Origin of the sequence: Maribacter zhoushanensis (assembly GCF_029350975.1) — a bacterium.
GTDB classification, from domain to species: Bacteria; Bacteroidota; Bacteroidia; order Flavobacteriales; family Flavobacteriaceae; genus Maribacter; species Maribacter zhoushanensis.
In genome coordinates, this window is the sequence record NZ_JARKMR010000001.1 from 789940 (window position 1) to 807292 (window position 17353).

Consider the following 17353-nt stretch of genomic DNA (forward strand, 5'->3'; position numbering starts at 1 on the left):
TAATTAAAATAAGAAAGGGTTTGGGTGTAGATAAAAGAGATATACTATTAATTTATACAGGTGGTACTATAGGTATGATGAAAGATTATACTTCTGGAGCTTTAAAAGCCTTCGATTTTTCGCAATTGGTAAAGAATATACCGGAGCTTAATCAATTAGATTGTACGATATCTAGTTTTTCCTTTGATAATCCAATAGATTCATCTAATATGAATCCTACACATTGGGTGGCTATTGCGGATATTATTTCAGAAAAATATCAAGATTATGATGGTTTTGTAGTGCTACATGGTAGTGATACGATGAGCTACACTGCGTCTGCATTAAGTTTTTTGCTAGAAAACCTTTCGAAACCTGTAATATTGACCGGATCTCAATTGCCTATTGGTGATTTAAGAACAGATGCAAAAGAAAATTTAATTACGGCTATACAAATAGCTGCTTTGTATAAAAAAGGTAAGCCGGTTGTGCAAGAAGTTGGACTCTATTTTGAGTATAAATTGTATCGAGGTAATAGAACTACGAAGATAAATGCAGAACAATTTCAAGCTTTCGCTTCCTTAAATTATCCTCATTTAATAGAATCTGGAGTGCATTTGACCATTTTTAAAGAATATTTATTACCTCAAAAAAGGAAATTAACGTTAAAATCTCATAGAAATATGGATGATAATGTGGCGATTTTAAAAATTTTTCCGGGAATTAACAAAAATGTTATTGATGCTATTTTGCAAGCTGAAAATTTAAAAGCACTGGTTTTGGAGACATATGGTTCTGGAAATGCTCCTATGGAAGAATGGTTTTTAGAGAAATTAAATAATGCAATAAATAAAGGTATTCATATAATTAATGTTACACAGTGTTCTGGTGGCGCAGTAATGATGGGGCATTATGAAACTAGTTCTAGGCTGAAAAAAATGCAAGTTATTAATGGTAAGGATATTACAACTGAGGCTGCCATTACAAAGGCAATGTACTTACTTGGCAGTGGTGTCTCTAATGAGTTGTTTAAAACTGTTTTTGAAACTTCTTTGCGCGGAGAGATGCTATAAATTTAACAGTGCTTTAATTTCTTAAACCAATATTTTTTTTGTTATTTGCCCACCCTTAAAAAAGGTATCTTAGAGAGGTGGCCGAGTGGTCGAAGGCGCACGCCTGGAAAGTGTGTATACCCCAAAAGGGTATCGAGGGTTCGAATCCCTTCCTCTCTGCAAGTAAATTTTACTTTTTTTATATTGTTTTTTTTTTATCTTTAACCCTATTAACTAACTAATTTAAGTTTGAAAAAATGAAAAAATTATTCCCAAGCCTAGCAGTCGCTGGGGCATTTGTAGCAGGTACAAATATTGTAAGTGCAAAAGTAGCAGCAGTAGCTTTGCTAGTTCAAGAAGGAGGAGCTGAAGCTGAAAAAGGCTTTACTCAAGTTTTAAAAGAAATGTTTATTACAGGTGGTGCCGGTTTCATGGGTATCGTTCTTTTATGTTTGATCCTTGGTTTAGCAGTTGCTATTGAAAGAATTATTTATTTGAACATGGCTAGTACAAATTCTGCCAAGTTGAAACAACAAGTTGAAGACGCATTGGCATCTGGTGGTGTTGAGGCTGCAAAAGAGGTTTGTAGAAATACAAAAGGACCTGTTGCTTCTATTTACTACCAAGGTTTGGATAGAGCTGGTGAGAGCATAGAGTCTGCTGAGAAAGCGGTTGTTTCTTATGGTGGTGTTCAAATGGGTCAATTAGAGAAAAACGTTTCTTGGTTGTCTTTATTTATCGCTATTGCACCAATGCTTGGTTTCATGGGTACGGTAATTGGTATGATTCAGGCCTTCCAAAAGATTGCAGCTGTAGGTAACTTAAGTGCATCTCTTATTGCAGGTGATATTCAGGTTGCATTATTAACAACTGTATTTGGTCTTATTACGGCTATTATCCTTCAAATTTTCTATAACTACATTATTGCTAAAATTGATAGCATTGTTAATGATATGGAAGACTCTTCGATTACTTTAATCGATATGTTGGTAGATCACAAAAAATAAGTATCACTTTTAATACCTAAAAATTATGCAAAAAATTATTAAAATAGCATTAATTGCTATAGGTGTATTAAGTGCTATACTATGGTATTTATTACCAGGTTCAGATATGCCGGCAGCTGAAGCTGCTCAGAGTGGAGCTATGAATACTATGTTTATTATAACATATCTATTATTAGGTATTGCTGTTGTAGTAAGTTTAGTATTTACCTTAAAGAACTTATTTTCAAATCCACAAGGTCTTAAGAAAACTTTGTTCGTTGTTGGTGGTTTTTTATTAGTAGTTGGAGTTTCTTATGTATTAGCTAGTGGAACGGATGTAGATCCTGAATTCGCTGCTATGTCAGATGAAGGTACTATTAAAAATATTGGAATGGGTTTAAACGTGTTTTTTATCCTTACTATAATCGCTGTATTATCTTTGGTTATACCATCAGTTAAAAACATGTTTAGTAAATAAAAAAAATAGAATACTATGGCTAGAAGAGCAGGAGCACCAGAAGTTAGTGCGGGTTCAATGGCAGACATAGCTTTCCTTTTACTTATCTTTTTCTTGGTTACTACAACTATTGAAACAGATGCTGGATTGGATCGTATGTTACCGCCAATGGAGCCACCTACGGAAGCGCCACCAATTATTAAGCAAAAGAACATTTTTACGGTGAATATTAACCGAAATGGTCAATTGTTGGTGGAAGATGAGATTCTTTCAATAGATAAATTACGTGAAAGAGCAGTAGCTTTTTTGGATAATGGTGGAGCACCATCAGGAAGTCCAGATTTTTGCAACTACTGTAAAGGAAAGCGTAATGCTGAATCTTCGGATAACCCGACGAAAGCAATTATCTCTTTGAAGAATGATCGTGAAACAAAGTATAGTACTTACATTACAGTTCAGAATGAATTGGTAGGTGCATACAACGATCTTAGAAATAGAGAAGCTAAACGTTTATTCGGTAAGGAATATGTAGAAATGGAAGCTGAGTATTTAAATCCTGAAACTGAAGATTCTGTTAAAGAAGAATTGAAAGAAAAGGTTCAAAGAATACAAGGTTTGTTTCCGCAGAAATTATCTGAAGCTGAAACTTCAAGTGAATAATTAATAAATTAAAAGTAACACTATGTCAAAATTTGCAAAGAAAAAAGATGGAGAGGTACCAGCGGTATCAACAGCTTCCCTTCCTGACATTGTATTTATGCTTTTGTTTTTCTTTATGACGGTTACCGTTATGAAGGATAGTTCCTTGAAAGTTGAGAACGTACTTCCGAACGCTAGTGAAGTAAAGAAATTGGAGAAGAAAGATCGTGTTATTTATATTTATGTTGGTAAGCCAACAAAAGAATACGAGAAGACCTTTGGTAATGAACCAAAAATTCAATTGAACGATAAATTCGCAAGTCCTTCAGAAGTTGGTGATTATATTTTAATGGAAAGAGCTAAAAAGCCTCAGGAAATCCAAAATGTATTGACCACAGCACTTAAGGTTGATAAGAACGCTAGTATGGGATTGATATCCGATATTAAACAAGAGTTGAGAAAGGTTAACGCTTTAAAGGTAAATTATACTACCTATGAAGGTGATGCTTTCAATAATCTACAATAGTTAGTTAAGTAGAATATTACATTTTCAAAACGCTTCAAATTTATTTGAAGCGTTTTTTATTTCATTAACTTTACTTCATGCGTTTTGTTCTATTATTTTTTTTAGCCTCAGTTTATTCTAATGCACAGGTAGTAACTGACAGTATTGAGGATTTACGGTATTTTGAAGATCAATTTTACATAGGCTTATCCTATAATTTTATTTTAAATCATCCGGAGGGTTCTAATCAACGTAACTTATCTTATGGTCTACAAGCCGGTATAATTAAAGATATTCTATTAAATCGAGCAGGAACTAAAGCTATAGGCATAGGAACAGGCTTAGCATTGAATAGTTATTACTCAAACTTGGTAGCTGATATATCTGATGAAGTGATATCTTACAGTATTAATGATGATATTACAAGAAGTAAATTAGAAACTCATTTAATAGAGTTTCCGTTGGAGTTTAGATGGCGAAATTCTACAGCGGAGGAATATAAGTTCTGGCGTATTTATGGAGGTATTAAAGCGGCTTATGTGTTAGGGGCTAGATCAAAGTATGATTTGGATGATATTAGCGAAGGCTTTAAAAATACGGACCTGAAAAAATTTCAATACGGACTTACTTTAAGTTTTGGGTATAATACCTTTAACGTGAATGCCTACTATTCTTTAACCGATTTGTTTGATGGGAATGCTTCTGTAAATGGGGAAGTTTTGCAATATAGACCTCTAAGAATCGGACTTATTTTTTATATTTTATAACCAAAACCTTACTGTTAATAATTGAGACAACAGTCCTATAAATAGGCCTATTATTACTTCGATAGTAGTATGTGCTTTTAGGTATAGTCTGGCAGTGATGATACTTCCTGTAAATAAAATAAATAAACTGATGGCAATAATCAGGTTGATTTCAAAGTGTATACTTAAATTAATTAAATACATTAAAAGTCCACTTACGCCAACGGTATGTAAACTGGTTTTGAAATTAAATAACAACAATAAAATACAGGCTATAGTTGCTCCTAATAGTCCAGTAAAATAAAAGTATAGTTCACTTACATAATTGTTTGGAATGACCTTGTAGAGAATTAAAAGAAGTATTGAAGCATGAATGTAAAGAGGATACTTTCTTTCTTGTATAGTATGGAGTGATACTGATTGAACCAATCCTAAATTTTTCAATATCAAAAATGTTATTATTGGGATAACAACTGTCAATATAAAAATGGGTAGAATACTAGCGCTCTGAATTTCAAGCGGTGTGTATTTGGGTGTTATTAAAAAATAAGCAACAGTACCGCCAATAGGTATAAATAATGGATGGAGAATGTATGAAATTAAATTTGAGAAAACCTTCATTAAATTTCTTTTCTCATACGTGCAACAGGAATACTAAGTTGCTCTCTGTATTTGGCTACTGTTCTCCTTGCTATAGGATAACCCTTCTCTTTTAAAATGGCAGCTAGCTTGTCATCTGTTAATGGTTTTTTCTTTGTCTCGTTTTGGATGACTGTTTCTAAGATTTTTTTAATCTCTCTTGTAGAAACATCTTCACCCTGCTCGTTTTTCATAGACTCGGAAAAGTACTCTTTAATGAGTTTAGTGCCATAAGGTGTATCCACATATTTGCTGTTAGCTACTCTGGAAACGGTAGACACATCCATTCCAATTTCATCAGCAATATCTTTTAGGATCATTGGCCTTAAATTACGCTCATCTCCGGTTAAGAAATACTCTTTTTGGTATTGCATAATAGAGTTCATTGTAATGAACAATGTCTGTTGACGTTGTCTAATAGCGTCTATAAACCATTTAGCAGCGTCTAATTTCTGCTTTATGAACATTACGGTGTCTTTCTGAGACTTGGACTTGTCTTTGGCTTCTTTGTAGCCTTTAAGCATGTTGCTGTACTCTCTAGATACATGTAATTCTGGTGCATTTCTGCCGTTAAGTGTCAGTTCTAGTTCGCCTTCTGTAATTCTAATGGCGAAGTCAGGTACAACGTGCTCAACAATTCTGTTATTCCCCGAATAAGAACCACCTGGCTTAGGGTTCAATTTTTCAATTTCTCCTATAGCTTCTTTTAGTTCGGCCTCGGTAATATTATGTTTTTGAATTAGCTTTTGATAATGCTTTTTGGTAAAGTGCTCAAAAGACTTTCTAAGGATATCGGTGGCAAGTTCAATACTAGGTGTTATTTCTTTACGCTCTAGTTGTATGATCAAACACTCTTCTAAAGATCTTGCGCCAACTCCCGGAGGATCTAGCTCTTGAACTATACCCAGTATTTTAGTGATGGTTTCTTCGTCTGTGTATACATTTTGCGTAAAAGCCAAATCGTCCATAATATCGGCAATCGGTCTACGTATGTATCCGCTTTCATCAACACTACCTACTAAGAATTCGGCAATATTCCACTCATCCTCAGAAAGATAAACCGTATTTAGCTGATTTAATAAATGCTGATTGAATGAAATACCTGCGGCATAAGGAACACTCTTCTCTTCATCGTCAGAACTATAGTTATTTGCCTTCGTACGATAATCAGGAATTTCATCATCACTTAGATAATCATCAATATTGATGTCTTCCGTATTGATGGTTTCATTGTCAGCTGCATCATCGTAAAGGTCATCATAGTCATCTGTAGTACCCTCAACATCTTCTTTACCGGTTTCTAAAGCCGGATTCTCCTCTAATTCCTGTTTTAGGCGTTGTTCAAATGCCTGCGTGGGCAATTGAATCAGCTTCATCAATTGAATTTGCTGGGGAGATAACTTTTGGGAAAGTTTAAAAGATAAATGTTGTTTTAGCATTACTTTATTCTAGTACTTGTAAAAGTAATTAAATCCGTTTAGAATTCTGCATTCTGCGGTGTTCTAGGAAACGGTATTACATCTCTAATATTGCCCATACCTGTCGCAAAAAGAACCAAACGTTCAAAACCAAGACCAAATCCACTATGTTCTGCGGTGCCAAATTTTCTCAAATCTAAATACCACCATAGTTCTTTTTCGTCGATGCCCAATTCTTTTACTTTCTCTTTTAGTACATCTAAACGCTCTTCTCTTTGAGAACCGCCAACAATTTCGCCAATACCAGGGAAAAGAATATCCATAGCTCTAACAGTCTTGCCGTCTTCATTTAATCTCATATAAAAAGCTTTGATCTTTGCAGGATAATCAAATAATATTACCGGACATTTAAAGTGTTTCTCTACTAAATAACGCTCATGTTCGCTTTGTAAATCGGCTCCCCATTCTTCAATTATATATGAGAATTTTTTCTTTTTATTGGGCTTGCAATTTTTAAGAATATCTATAGCTTCAGTGTAACTTACTCTTTTGAAGTTGTTATCTGCCACGAATTTTAATTTTTCAATTAAAGGCATTTCGCTACGTTGAGCTTGAGGCTTGCTTTTTTCTTCGTCTAACAATCTCTTTTCTAGAAACTCTAAATCTTCTTGACAATGCTCTAAAGTATAAGAGATAACATTTTTAATAAAGTCTTCGGCTAGATCCATATTAGCATCTAAATCAAAGAAAGCCATTTCCGGTTCTATCATCCAAAATTCAGCTAGGTGCCTAGATGTATTAGAGTTTTCAGCTCTAAATGTTGGTCCAAATGTATATACTTTTCCTAAAGCCATGGCGTAAGCCTCAGCTTCCAGTTGTCCAGATACGGTTAAATTGGTTTCTTTTCCAAAAAAGTCTTCCTTGTAATTAACATCACCATCTTCTGTTAATGGAGGATTTTTTTCATCTAATGTGGTTACTCTGAACATTTCTCCAGCACCTTCTGCATCTGATCCAGTAATGATTGGGGCATGAAAATAGTTGAAACCGTTTTCTCTAAAATAGTTGTGTACAGCAAAAGATAAGGTAGATCTAACACGCATTATTGCAGCAAAAGTGTTGGTACGTATTCTTAAATGTGCTTTTTCTCTAAGAAATTCTAAAGAGTGTTTTTTAGGTTGAATAGGATATTCTTCTGGATCGGCTACACCTAAAACTTCTAGATCGGTTACTTGAATTTCTACAGATTGACCACGACCTTGACTTTCAACAAGCGTACCTGTTACCTTTAGTGCAGCACCTGTGTTTACTTTTTTTAATAATTCTTCATCAAAATTTTCAAAATCAACAACACATTGAATGGTGCCCAATGTTGAGCCATCGTTCAATGCTATAAATCTATTACTTCTAAAGGTTCTTACCCAACCTTTAATAGTTACTTCTTGTAGTAAGTTCTTACTTGCTAGTAATTCTTTTATTGTTGCTAAACGCATGATATTAGATTGAAAATTATAATCCCAAAGATAGGATTTTGTTAAAAATTAGAGGTCTTAAATAGCTATATAACTTGTGATGAAATAATTTTATGGATTATTATTTTCATCTTGTGGTAAAATATCTATTTGTGGTTTTTTAAGTGTTTGTTTGTTAGCGATACTTTTTTCTAATGACAAAAGTAAAGATGGTAACAAAATTAAGTTGGCAAGCATAGCCAATAACAATGTTGCTGAAACTAATGAACCTAGAGCCACGGTACCACCAAAATTAGATATTACAAAAACGGAGAAACCGAAAAATAATACAATAGAGGTATAGAACATACTTACGCCAGTTTCCCTTAATGCATTATAAACTGATTTCTCTATACGCCAATTATTAGCCGTGAGTTCTTGTCTATATTTTGCGAGAAAGTGTATGGTGTCATCTACCGAAATACCAAAAGCAATACTAAAAACCAAAATAGTAGATGGTTTTATTGGTACACCAACAAAGCCCATTATACCTGCGGTGATAACCAATGGCAATAAGTTTGGAATTAAGGAAATTACAATCATTCTAAATGACCTGAATAGGTAGGCCATAAACAATGCAATGAGCCCTATTGCCAAAGCAAGTGACATGATAAGGTTTTTTACCAAATACTTGGTGCCTTTTAAGAATAACAATGCGCTACCTGTCATGTATACATTGTATCGTTCAGCTGGAAATATTTTAGCAATATTCTCCAATAACCGCCCTTCTATTTCTTCCATGCGGCTAGTATTAACGTCTCGCATGAACGTTGTCATTCTGGCGGTTTGCCCTGTACTGTCTACAAATGCTTTTAATAAATCACCGTTGTCACCAGATTTACGGGCAACATCCATAATGAACGTATTTTCTTGACTGGTGGGTAATTGATAGTATTTTGGAATTCCGTTATAAAAAGCCTGTTTGGAATATTTTACCAAATTCACGACAGAAACAGGTGTAGAAAGTTCTGGGATTTCTTCAATGACTTCACCAAGCTGATTCATTCGCTTAAGGGTTACAGGTTTTAAAACGCCTTTAGGCGTTTTGGTGTCCACAACTATTTCTACAGGCATAATACCTTTGAACTCTTTTTCGAAAAAGCGAATGTCATGAAAGAATTCGGCATTCTTAGGCATGTCTTCAATAGGACTTCCTGATATTCTTATTTGATAAATTCCAATAATACTAATTACTAGTAAAGAGATAGAAACAATATATACCGTTATTCTTCTATGTCTTACAATGCGTTCCATCCATTGTACAAAGGCATCTATCCATTTTTTATTTAAATGTTTTAAGTGCTTTGTTTTTGGTAGCGGCATAAAGCTATAAATAATAGGTATTATCAGTAGCGATAGTACAAATATGCCTATGATATTAATTGAAGCTACTATACCGAATTCTTTTAATAACGTACTGTCTGTTACAATGAAAGTGGCAAAACCAGATGCGGTTGTAATATTTGTCATTAAAGTCGCATTTCCAATTTTAGAAATAACTCGTTGTAATGATAAAGCTTGATTACCGTGTTTCTTTACTTCTTGCTGATATTTATTAATCAAGAATATACAGTTAGGTATACCTATTACAATAATTAAGGGAGGTATAAGTGCGGTAAGAACTGTGATTTCATATTGTAATAAGCCTAGTAAACCAAAGGCCCACATAACACCTATGATTACTACACACATTGAAATTATCGTAGCTCGAATACTTCTGAAGAAAAAGAAGAAAATTAAAGAGGTAACCCCAAGTGCAGCTAATATAAATTTACCTATTTCGTCAATGATATTTTGAGAATTCATAGTTCTCACATAGGGCATGCCTGAAATGTGAACGTCCAAATTAGTCTCTTCTTCAAATTTTTTGACCAAAGTGTTTATGTCCTGTAAAATGAAATCTTTTCTAACAGAGGTATTTACAATATCCTTGTCTAGATTAACAATAGTTCTTATTGTTTTACTTTCTTTATTGTAGAGTAGGTTGTCGTAAAAAGGGATATCATTAAACAGATGATTGGTAATACTATCTATTTCTTTTTTAGATTTTAGTTCGCCATTTATTAATGGAAGCATTACAAATTCTTGCTTCTCCTTATCTTTTACAAGCTCTTTTAAATTGTCCGTAGAAACAACAAATTCTACCTCAGGGAAAGCGGCTAGTTGTTTGCTGAGCTTGTTCCATCGGTTAAAATTGGTAGGTGTAAACAAGGCGCTATCGCGTATAGCGAAGACAACCGCATTACCTTCTTCTCCAAATTTGCTTAGAAAATCTTGATATTGAATATTTACCGGGTGATCATCTGGCAGTAAGTTTGTTTGCGAGCTAGAGAATCGCATATATTGCCATTGCCAACCCATAAAAACGGTAAAACCGGCAATCAAGAGTAAAATCAGGATTCTGTTTCGTAGAATTATGTTTGCCGTTTTAGGCCAAAATCCTTTCGTAAGTTTAGCTACCATAACTGTTTTTGCAGGTGGCAAAGGTAACTATTAGCTACATCTGTTCCTAAATTGAAAAGTTTAAATTTTTTACAAAAAAAATAAAGCTACCTAATTTAGGTAGCTTTAAAATTGATAATTATAAATATCTTGATTAGACTTTCATGATTTCAGCTTCTTTCTTGGCTAAGAAGTCTTCAATTTTCTTTGTAAAAGCATCAGTTAAATCTTGAACATCTGCAGAGGCATTTTTTTGAAAATCTTCAGAAATATCTAAATCTTTAATTTCTTTGTTTGCATCTTGCCTTGCACTACGTACTCCTACTTTTGCATGTTCAGCTTCTGCTTTGGCTTGCTTAGTAAGTTGTATTCTTCGCTCTTCGGTTAATGGCGGAACGTTTATGATAATCATGTCGCCATTGTTCATAGGGTTAAAACCTAGGTTGGCGTTCATAATTGCTTTTTCAATTTCTTGAAGCATATTTTTTTCCCATGGCTGAACAGAAATAGTTCTACCGTCTGGGGTGTTTACATTGGCAACTTGAGATAACGGAGTCTGTGATCCGTAATAATCAACCATTACCGATGATAACATAGTTGGACTGGCTTTTCCAGCTCTAATTTTCAAAAATTCACGTTCTAAGTGAGCTATAGCGGCATTCATGCCTTCTTTTGTAGCGTCTAAAACAAATTGTACTTCTTCGTTCATATAATAAGTATATTATTATCGCAATAACATAAACTATACCGAAAATTATAGGTTGACCGTTGTACCAATAGTTTGGCCGTCAACAATTTTCAATAAGTTTCCTTTTTTGTTCATATCAAAAACTACGATTGGTAGTTCATTTTCTTGACTAAGAGTAAAGGCTGTAGTGTCCATAACCTTCAAACCTTTTGTTAATACCTCTGAAAAAGAGATATTGTCAAATTTTGTAGCGCTTTTGTCTTTTTCTGGGTCAGCAGTGTAAATACCATCTACACGGGTTCCCTTAAGTATAACATCGGCTTCTATTTCAATAGCCCTTAATACGGCTGCAGAATCTGTAGTGAAATATGGGTTACCTGTTCCACCACCAAATATAACAACTCTTCCTTTTTCCAAATGCCTCATGGCACGTCTTCTAATAAAAGGCTCGGCAACTTCGTTGATTTTAATAGCACTTTGTAGTCTGGTTTGTATACCGTTCATCTCTAAAGCGCTTTGTAGGGCTAAACCATTTATAACAGTAGCCAGCATACCCATGTGGTCACCTTGAACTCTGTCCATACCAGTTGCTGCACCTGCTAAGCCACGAAAAATATTTCCTCCGCCAATAACTATGGCAACCTCAATACCTTTGTCAACTACTTCTTTAATTTCTTCCGCATATTCATTTAGACGATTAGAGTCTATTCCGTATTGCTTTTCGCCCATTAAAGCTTCACCGCTTAGTTTTAGAAGAATTCTTTTATAGTGCATCTTAATTTTTTATTTGCCATCAAAAATAATGAAAATTTTTGATGGGCGTAGTCAATAATTAGTTGAAGCAAAACTTAAATCGTTAAGATGTTGTCGTATCATATTATCTATCTTTGATATCATTGATTTTTAAATATTCACTTATGAAGTTTTTTATGAAAAAAAATGTTTTAATTATTGCTTCAGCTTTGCTGTTAAATGCGTGTGGGGCAGGTAAGGCGTTGTTGTCGGTTGAAAACAGTCCTGTGGTAACCTCCATAGATTTGGTAAAGGTTATTGATGATAAAGTTCAGGTTGGTATTGATCCTGGTGCATTTACTGTGTCAACTGTTATTTTTAGAATACCTAAGACTGTACCGGGAACGTATAGTTCTGATAATTACGGCAAGTATATAGAGGATTTTAAAGCTCTTGATTATAAGGGTAATGTTTTACCTAGTACTAAGTTAGATGATAACTCTTGGAGTATTTCAGGTGCTGTTCAATTAGATAAAGTTCAATATTGGGTAAATGACACCTATGATACTGAGGACGAAGTAGAAGATGCCGTTTTTTCTCCGGCGGGAACAAACATTGCTGAGGGTAGTAATTTTATGCTTAATCTTCACGGATTTGTAGGGTATTTTGATGGATTCAAAGAAGTGCCTTATTCAATCCTAATCAATAAGCCTGCGGATTTAGTTGCTACGACGACACTTGCTCATGAGGCAGATAGAAAACCAGATCCTGTTTGGGATGCTTTTACAGCTAGTAGGTATTTTGAAGTAATCGATAATCCTATAATGTATGCAAAGCCAAATACAGAATCTTTTGAGATAAATGGTATTACCGTAACCTTAAGCCTTTTTTCGCCTAATAATGTTTACAAAGCGTCTGACTTAAAAGATAGAATGGTGGCTATGATGGGTGCGCAAAAGAAATTTTTAGGTGATGTTGATAGTACAAAAGAGTATAATATTTTATTATATATGTCTGATAATACGGTGCCAGATGCTCATGGATTTGGAGCGTTAGAGCATCATACCTCAACTGTAGTTGTATTGCCAGAAACTATGGATATTGGCCGTTTGGAGCAAGCTATGGTTGATGTGGTTTCTCATGAGTTTTTTCATATAGTTACTCCGCTGTCCGTTCACTCTAAAGAGATTCAATATTTCGATTTTAACGACCCTAAGATGTCAGAACATTTGTGGATGTATGAGGGCACTACAGAATACTTCGCTAATTTATTTCAGATTCAGCAAGGACTAATTTCTGAAGAGGATTTTTACGAGCGAATGTTGACTAAAATCACTAATTCAAAATTTTATGATGATAGTATGTCTTTTGCGGTGATGAGTAAAAATATACTAGAACAGCCTTACGAACCTAATTATGCCAATGTATATGAGAAGGGAGCTTTAATAAATATGTGTCTTGATATAATATTGAGAGAGAAGAGTGGTGGAGAGAAAAGCATGCTTTGGTTGATGAAAGAATTGTCTAAAAAATATGGTACAGATGCTCCTTTTGAAGATGAGGCTCTATTTGGTGAAATTGTTTCTATGACTTATCCGGAAGTCGATACTTTCTTTAAGGAGCATGTGATTGGTACTACGCCTATAGATTATAATAAGTATTTTGCTAAAGTTGGTTTAGCTACCAAAAATGTTGAGGAAGCTACCGGTTACTTTTTTGATGGTCAGGTTCCATATATGGATGTAGATGTGCAAAACGACAGTGTTGTATTTATTCGTAAGAATATTCAGTTAAATTCTTTTTTTAATAATTTAAAGTTAAAGGGTGGCGATATTTTTAGGGTAATTAATGGTCAAGACATCAACTTGGAAACACTGCGTCCAATTATTGGTGAAAGCTTTGGCTGGACACCTGAAAATGTAGTGAGTATGACCGTTGAAAGAGATGGGGAAATGATTTCTGTAGAAGGACCTGTTGGGCAACCTGTTAAAATGGTTAGAAAGATAGCTGCTTTAGAAGCTGTGTCAGATGAAACCGTTAAGCTTCGAAATGCTTGGTTGAAGAATTAAAGAATATCTAAAGTTTTGAAAATAAAAAAACCGTCTACTTTTTACAGTAAGACGGTTTTTTATTGAGTTAGTTGTATTGTAATTAACCTACGGTTACACGTTTAAAACCTAAAACAGCAACATCACCATGAGACTCAACATATTTAGCTACGTTGATTTTCTCATCTTTAATGAAGTTTTGGTCTAACAAACATTGTTCTTGATCCAAAGTAGTGTTATCAGAAACAAATCTTTCCATCTTTCCTGGAAGAATTTTATCCCAAATTTTCTCTGGCTTACCTTCAGCTTTTAATTGTGCTTTAGCATCTTCTTCTGCTTGAGCCATAACTTCAGGAGTCAATTGCGACATTGAAATATACTGAGGTACATTTTTAAGTGTTTTACCTAAACGACCTAGTTCTTCATTGTCTTTTTCAATAACAGCTATTCTAGCTTCTGTTTCGGCAGCTACAAATGTAGGGTCGAAATCTTTATAAGATAATGTAGTCGCTCCCATTGAAGCAACCTGCATAGAAACGTCTTTAGCCAATACATCAGCAGTATCAACTTTAGCTGAAAGACCTACTAAAGCAGCAATCTTATTAATGTGAACGTAAGAACCAACATATGGTGCTTCTAATTTTTCAAAAGCAGTGATTTCTAATTTCTCACCAATAACACCAGTTTGCTCAACTAATTTGTCAGCAACTGTCATACCTCCAAAATCAGCAGCTAAAAGTTCCTCTTTAGAGTTACAGTTAAGTGCTATTTCAGCTAACTGGTCAGCAAGGGCAAGAAAGTTCTCATTTTTACCAACGAAGTCAGTTTCACAACCAAGTACTATGGCAACACCAACAGTTTGGTCAGAATTCAACTTAGCAATTGCTGCACCTTCTGAAGATTCTCTGTCTGCTCTTTTTGCTGCTACTTTTTGCCCTTTTTTACGAAGCACTTCGATTGCTTTGTCAAAATCACCTTCGGCCTCTACCAAAGCGTTTTTACAATCCATCATTCCAGCGCCAGTCGCTTTTCTTAATTTATTTACTTCTGCGGCGGTAATTTTTGCCATTTTATTTTCTTTTAGGATACCCGTTTTAATGGGTTGTTCTTAGATTTATTTATATCAAAAATAGAATAACTTATTCTACACCACCTTTTGTGTTGTCTTGCCATTCTTTAAGTTCGTCCCACTTACCTTCAGCAGCCATTTTAGCTTGCTTTGGCCAAGATGTTGGATCTAAATGAGCCATTCTAGAACTAGCTGCTGTTAAGATTTCTTTGATCTTTTCAGCTTCTCCTTTAGAAAGGTCAGCAAATGTTGCGATACCTGCAGCAACTAATGCTTCGGCAGCTTTTGGTCCAATACCTTCAACTTTCGTTAAATCGTCAGCTTTTGCATCTTTAGCAACTGCTTCTTTAGTAGCCTCAACATTTACTTCAACGTCTGGTACGTTAGCAACCATTGGTGCTGGTTTAGTATCAACTTTAGCTGGAGTTGGAGCTGGTTTTTCAGCTGCTACTTTCTTCTTAGGAGCTTTATCTTTTTTCTCAGCTGCATCACCTTTTTCTGCCTTACGTTCTGCAAGACCTTCAGCAACTGCATTAGTAACTTCTGTCATAATGATGTCAATTGACTTTGATGCATCATCATTAGAAGGGATAAGGTAATCTACATCTCTAGGGTCACAGTTGGTATCAACCATTGCGAAAATAGGAATGTTCAATTTTTGAGCTTCTTTTACTGCAATGTGTTCTCTCATTGTATCAACGATGAACAAAGCACCTGGTAAACGAGTCATTTCAGAAATAGAGCCTAAGTTCTTTTCTAATTTTGCACGTAAACGGTCAACTTGCAATCTTTCTTTTTTAGATAATGTAAGGAAAGTACCGTCTTTCTTCATACGATCAATAGAAGCCATTTTCTTAACAGCTTTACGGATAGTAACGAAGTTGGTTAACATACCACCTGGCCATCTTTCTGTGATGTAAGGCATGTTTACTGCTGCTGCTTTTTCAGCAACGATATCTTTTGCTTGTTTTTTGGTAGCTACGAAAAGTATTTTTCTACCTGATGCTGCAATCTTGCTTAGAGCCTCATTGGTCTCGTCTAATTTTGCAACTGTTTTGTAAAGGTTGATTACGTGAATACCATTACGCTCCATGTAGATGTAAGGAGCCATGTTTGGATTCCACTTTCTTGTTAGGTGACCAAAATGTACACCTGCTTCTAATAATTGTTTTACTTCGACTCTCGCCATTTTAATTTAGTTTACGTTCTTATGAATTAGCAATGATAAAGTGGTATTTCGATTTAGAACCGAAAAGCCTTCACCATTTAGATGCTAAACTAATCTTACCTTTAATCTTAAAGTAATTAAAGGATTTTTAATTGTCCTAAAAGGACTTTCAATGAACTTGTTAATAATCTGGATTTTCCAGTATGATAAAATATAAAAATAGGCACCCAAAAAGGGTGCCTGGTAATCTTGTAATTCCGAATTAACGTTTCGAGAATTGGAATTTTTTACGTGCTTTCTTCTGACCGAATTTCTTACGTTCAACCATTCTTGGATCTCTAGTTAATAGACCTTCTGGTTTAAGTACTGTTCTGTTTTCGGCATCAATCTCACACATTGCTCTAGATAAAGCAAGACGAATAGCTTCTGCTTGACCAGTGATACCACCACCGTAAACATTTACTTTTACATCATAAGTATCTAAGCTTTCAGTTAATGTGAAAGGTTGTTTTACTTTGTATTGAAGTGTTGCAGTTGGGAAGTATACACTTAAATCTTTGTTGTTAATAGTGATGTCACCATTACCATCAGAAAGATATACTCTCGCTACAGCGGTCTTTCTACGACCAATTTTATGAATTACTTCCATCTTATTTAATGTCTTTTAAATTAACAACAGTTGGCTTTTGAGCTTCCTGACCGTGCTCTGTACCTGCGTAAACTTTAAGGTTTCTAAAAAGTTCAGCTCCTAATCTGTTCTTAGGTAACATTCCTTTTATTGCTTTTTCAAGAATACCTTCTGGATTTTTATCCAATAATTGTTTTACACTAGTAGTACGTTGACCACCTGGGTAGCCAGTGTATCTCATATATGATTTATCAGACCACTTGTTTCCTGTAAGAACAATTTTCTCTGCGTTGATAATAACAACATTATCACCACAATCAACATGAGGGGTGAAACTTGGCTTGTGCTTTCCTCTTAACAAATAGGCGACTTTTGAAGCCATGCGTCCTAATGTTTCTCCTTCGGCATCTACCAATAACCACTCTTTGTTTACAGTTGTTCTGTTGGCCGAAACGGTCTTATAACTTAATGTATCCACTACTGCTATTTTTAACTATTATTTTAATCAATCCCTAGAAAGGGGCTGCAAATCTACAATTATTAACTTGAATTGCAAATACTTGTTTCTTATTTTTTTACATTTTTTAAATAAATGTAGAATCTAACTACTTTGTCTTTATGGAGATACTGTTAAACTTGTTGGTTT

17 protein-coding genes and 1 tRNA gene are annotated in these 17353 nt (G+C 34.7%); 8 read left to right on the forward strand and 10 right to left on the reverse strand.

The window, feature by feature from the left end; genetic code table 11:
* The first annotated feature begins 20 nt into the window (after window positions 1–20).
* The 7 genes from PXD56_RS03270 (at window position 21) to PXD56_RS03300 (ending at window position 4385) form a co-directional block, all read left to right on the forward strand.
* On the forward strand, window positions 21–1052 hold the full coding sequence (locus tag PXD56_RS03270) for an asparaginase (protein WP_276491929.1): 1032 nt from the start codon (window positions 21–23) through the stop codon (window positions 1050–1052).
* Between the two features lie 71 nt (window positions 1053–1123).
* A tRNA-Ser gene (locus PXD56_RS03275) sits at window positions 1124–1211 on the forward strand.
* Between the two features lie 77 nt (window positions 1212–1288).
* Complete coding sequence (locus tag PXD56_RS03280) at window positions 1289–2038, forward strand: MotA/TolQ/ExbB proton channel family protein (RefSeq protein WP_036151807.1); 750 nt, start codon at window positions 1289–1291, stop codon at window positions 2036–2038.
* Window positions 2039–2063: 25 nt separating this feature from the next.
* On the forward strand, window positions 2064–2495 hold the full coding sequence (locus PXD56_RS03285; protein WP_276491930.1) for a hypothetical protein: 432 nt from the start codon (window positions 2064–2066) through the stop codon (window positions 2493–2495).
* 15 nt (window positions 2496–2510) lie between these two features.
* Window positions 2511–3134 carry an ExbD/TolR family protein gene (locus tag PXD56_RS03290; RefSeq protein WP_276491931.1) on the forward strand — a complete coding sequence of 208 codons (624 nt, stop codon included), beginning with the start codon at window positions 2511–2513 and terminating at the stop codon, window positions 3132–3134.
* Between the two features lie 22 nt (window positions 3135–3156).
* Complete coding sequence (locus tag PXD56_RS03295; protein WP_276491932.1) at window positions 3157–3639, forward strand: ExbD/TolR family protein; 483 nt, start codon at window positions 3157–3159, stop codon at window positions 3637–3639.
* A 77-nt stretch (window positions 3640–3716) separates the two neighbouring features.
* Window positions 3717–4385 (forward strand): porin family protein, encoded by a 669-nt coding sequence (locus PXD56_RS03300; RefSeq protein ID WP_276491933.1) that lies wholly within the window; start codon window positions 3717–3719, stop codon window positions 4383–4385.
* On the opposite strand, the gene PXD56_RS03305 is transcribed toward PXD56_RS03300, so the two are convergent.
* From PXD56_RS03305 to pyrH, 6 genes are all read right to left on the reverse strand, one after another.
* The gene (locus tag PXD56_RS03305; RefSeq protein WP_276491934.1) at window positions 4380–4985 is read right to left on the reverse strand and encodes a hypothetical protein; all 606 of its coding nucleotides are present in this window, start codon (window positions 4983–4985) and stop codon (window positions 4380–4382) included. The two genes, PXD56_RS03300 and PXD56_RS03305, sit on opposite strands and share 6 nt — an antisense overlap.
* A complete protein-coding gene (gene rpoN, locus PXD56_RS03310) occupies window positions 4985–6442 on the reverse strand; it encodes an RNA polymerase factor sigma-54 (RefSeq protein WP_276491935.1) in 1458 nt (485 codons plus the stop codon). The genes PXD56_RS03305 and rpoN overlap by 1 nt, the downstream gene beginning before the upstream one ends.
* A gap of 38 nt (window positions 6443–6480) precedes the next feature.
* On the reverse strand, window positions 6481–7914 hold the full coding sequence (gene asnS, locus PXD56_RS03315; RefSeq protein ID WP_276491936.1) for an asparagine--tRNA ligase: 1434 nt from the start codon (window positions 7912–7914) through the stop codon (window positions 6481–6483).
* Between the two features lie 90 nt (window positions 7915–8004).
* Window positions 8005–10395, reverse strand: coding sequence for an efflux RND transporter permease subunit (locus tag PXD56_RS03320; protein WP_276491937.1), 2391 nt, complete (start codon window positions 10393–10395; stop codon window positions 8005–8007).
* Between the two features lie 133 nt (window positions 10396–10528).
* Complete coding sequence (gene frr / locus PXD56_RS03325; protein WP_276491938.1) at window positions 10529–11083, reverse strand: ribosome recycling factor; 555 nt, start codon at window positions 11081–11083, stop codon at window positions 10529–10531.
* Between the two features lie 45 nt (window positions 11084–11128).
* Window positions 11129–11836 (reverse strand): UMP kinase, encoded by a 708-nt coding sequence (gene pyrH, locus PXD56_RS03330; RefSeq protein ID WP_276491939.1) that lies wholly within the window; start codon window positions 11834–11836, stop codon window positions 11129–11131.
* A gap of 155 nt (window positions 11837–11991) precedes the next feature.
* Between pyrH and PXD56_RS03335 the strand changes: the two genes are divergently transcribed.
* Complete coding sequence (locus PXD56_RS03335) at window positions 11992–13863, forward strand: M61 family metallopeptidase (protein ID WP_476703480.1); 1872 nt, start codon at window positions 11992–11994, stop codon at window positions 13861–13863.
* A gap of 82 nt (window positions 13864–13945) precedes the next feature.
* On the opposite strand, the gene tsf is transcribed toward PXD56_RS03335, so the two are convergent.
* The 4 genes from tsf to rplM all read right to left on the reverse strand — a co-directional run bounded on the left by tsf (window position 13946) and on the right by rplM (window position 17185).
* The gene (gene tsf / locus PXD56_RS03340; RefSeq protein WP_276491941.1) at window positions 13946–14911 is read right to left on the reverse strand and encodes a translation elongation factor Ts; all 966 of its coding nucleotides are present in this window, start codon (window positions 14909–14911) and stop codon (window positions 13946–13948) included.
* A 70-nt stretch (window positions 14912–14981) separates the two neighbouring features.
* A complete protein-coding gene (rpsB, locus tag PXD56_RS03345) occupies window positions 14982–16100 on the reverse strand; it encodes a 30S ribosomal protein S2 (RefSeq protein ID WP_276491942.1) in 1119 nt (372 codons plus the stop codon).
* Between the two features lie 241 nt (window positions 16101–16341).
* Window positions 16342–16728 carry a 30S ribosomal protein S9 gene (gene rpsI, locus PXD56_RS03350; RefSeq protein ID WP_036151836.1) on the reverse strand — a complete coding sequence of 129 codons (387 nt, stop codon included), beginning with the start codon at window positions 16726–16728 and terminating at the stop codon, window positions 16342–16344.
* A gap of 1 nt (window position 16729) precedes the next feature.
* Window positions 16730–17185, reverse strand: coding sequence for a 50S ribosomal protein L13 (rplM, locus tag PXD56_RS03355; protein ID WP_036151839.1), 456 nt, complete (start codon window positions 17183–17185; stop codon window positions 16730–16732).
* Window positions 17186–17353 lie beyond the last annotated feature (168 nt).

Excerpts from the sequence above, each read along its gene's own strand:
- PXD56_RS03280 (WP_036151807.1), top strand. The coding sequence starts at position 1,289 with ATGAAAAAATTATTCCCAAGCCTAGCAGTCGCTGGGGCATTTGTAGCA.
- PXD56_RS03285 (WP_276491930.1), top strand. The coding sequence starts at position 2,064 with ATGCAAAAAATTATTAAAATAGCATTAATTGCTATAGGTGTATTAAGT.
- PXD56_RS03290 (WP_276491931.1), top strand. The coding sequence starts at position 2,511 with ATGGCTAGAAGAGCAGGAGCACCAGAAGTTAGTGCGGGTTCAATGGCA.
- PXD56_RS03295 (WP_276491932.1), top strand. The coding sequence starts at position 3,157 with ATGTCAAAATTTGCAAAGAAAAAAGATGGAGAGGTACCAGCGGTATCA.
- PXD56_RS03300 (WP_276491933.1), top strand. The coding sequence starts at position 3,717 with ATGCGTTTTGTTCTATTATTTTTTTTAGCCTCAGTTTATTCTAATGCA.
- PXD56_RS03305 (WP_276491934.1), bottom strand. The coding sequence starts at position 4,985 with ATGAAGGTTTTCTCAAATTTAATTTCATACATTCTCCATCCATTATTT.
- rpoN (WP_276491935.1), bottom strand. The coding sequence starts at position 6,442 with ATGCTAAAACAACATTTATCTTTTAAACTTTCCCAAAAGTTATCTCCC.
- asnS (WP_276491936.1), bottom strand. The coding sequence starts at position 7,914 with ATGCGTTTAGCAACAATAAAAGAATTACTAGCAAGTAAGAACTTACTA.
- PXD56_RS03320 (WP_276491937.1), bottom strand. The coding sequence starts at position 10,395 with ATGGTAGCTAAACTTACGAAAGGATTTTGGCCTAAAACGGCAAACATA.
- frr (WP_276491938.1), bottom strand. The coding sequence starts at position 11,083 with ATGAACGAAGAAGTACAATTTGTTTTAGACGCTACAAAAGAAGGCATG.
- pyrH (WP_276491939.1), bottom strand. The coding sequence starts at position 11,836 with ATGCACTATAAAAGAATTCTTCTAAAACTAAGCGGTGAAGCTTTAATG.
- PXD56_RS03335 (WP_476703480.1), top strand. The coding sequence starts at position 11,992 with ATGAAAAAAAATGTTTTAATTATTGCTTCAGCTTTGCTGTTAAATGCG.
- tsf (WP_276491941.1), bottom strand. The coding sequence starts at position 14,911 with ATGGCAAAAATTACCGCCGCAGAAGTAAATAAATTAAGAAAAGCGACT.
- rpsB (WP_276491942.1), bottom strand. The coding sequence starts at position 16,100 with ATGGCGAGAGTCGAAGTAAAACAATTATTAGAAGCAGGTGTACATTTT.
- rpsI (WP_036151836.1), bottom strand. The coding sequence starts at position 16,728 with ATGGAAGTAATTCATAAAATTGGTCGTAGAAAGACCGCTGTAGCGAGA.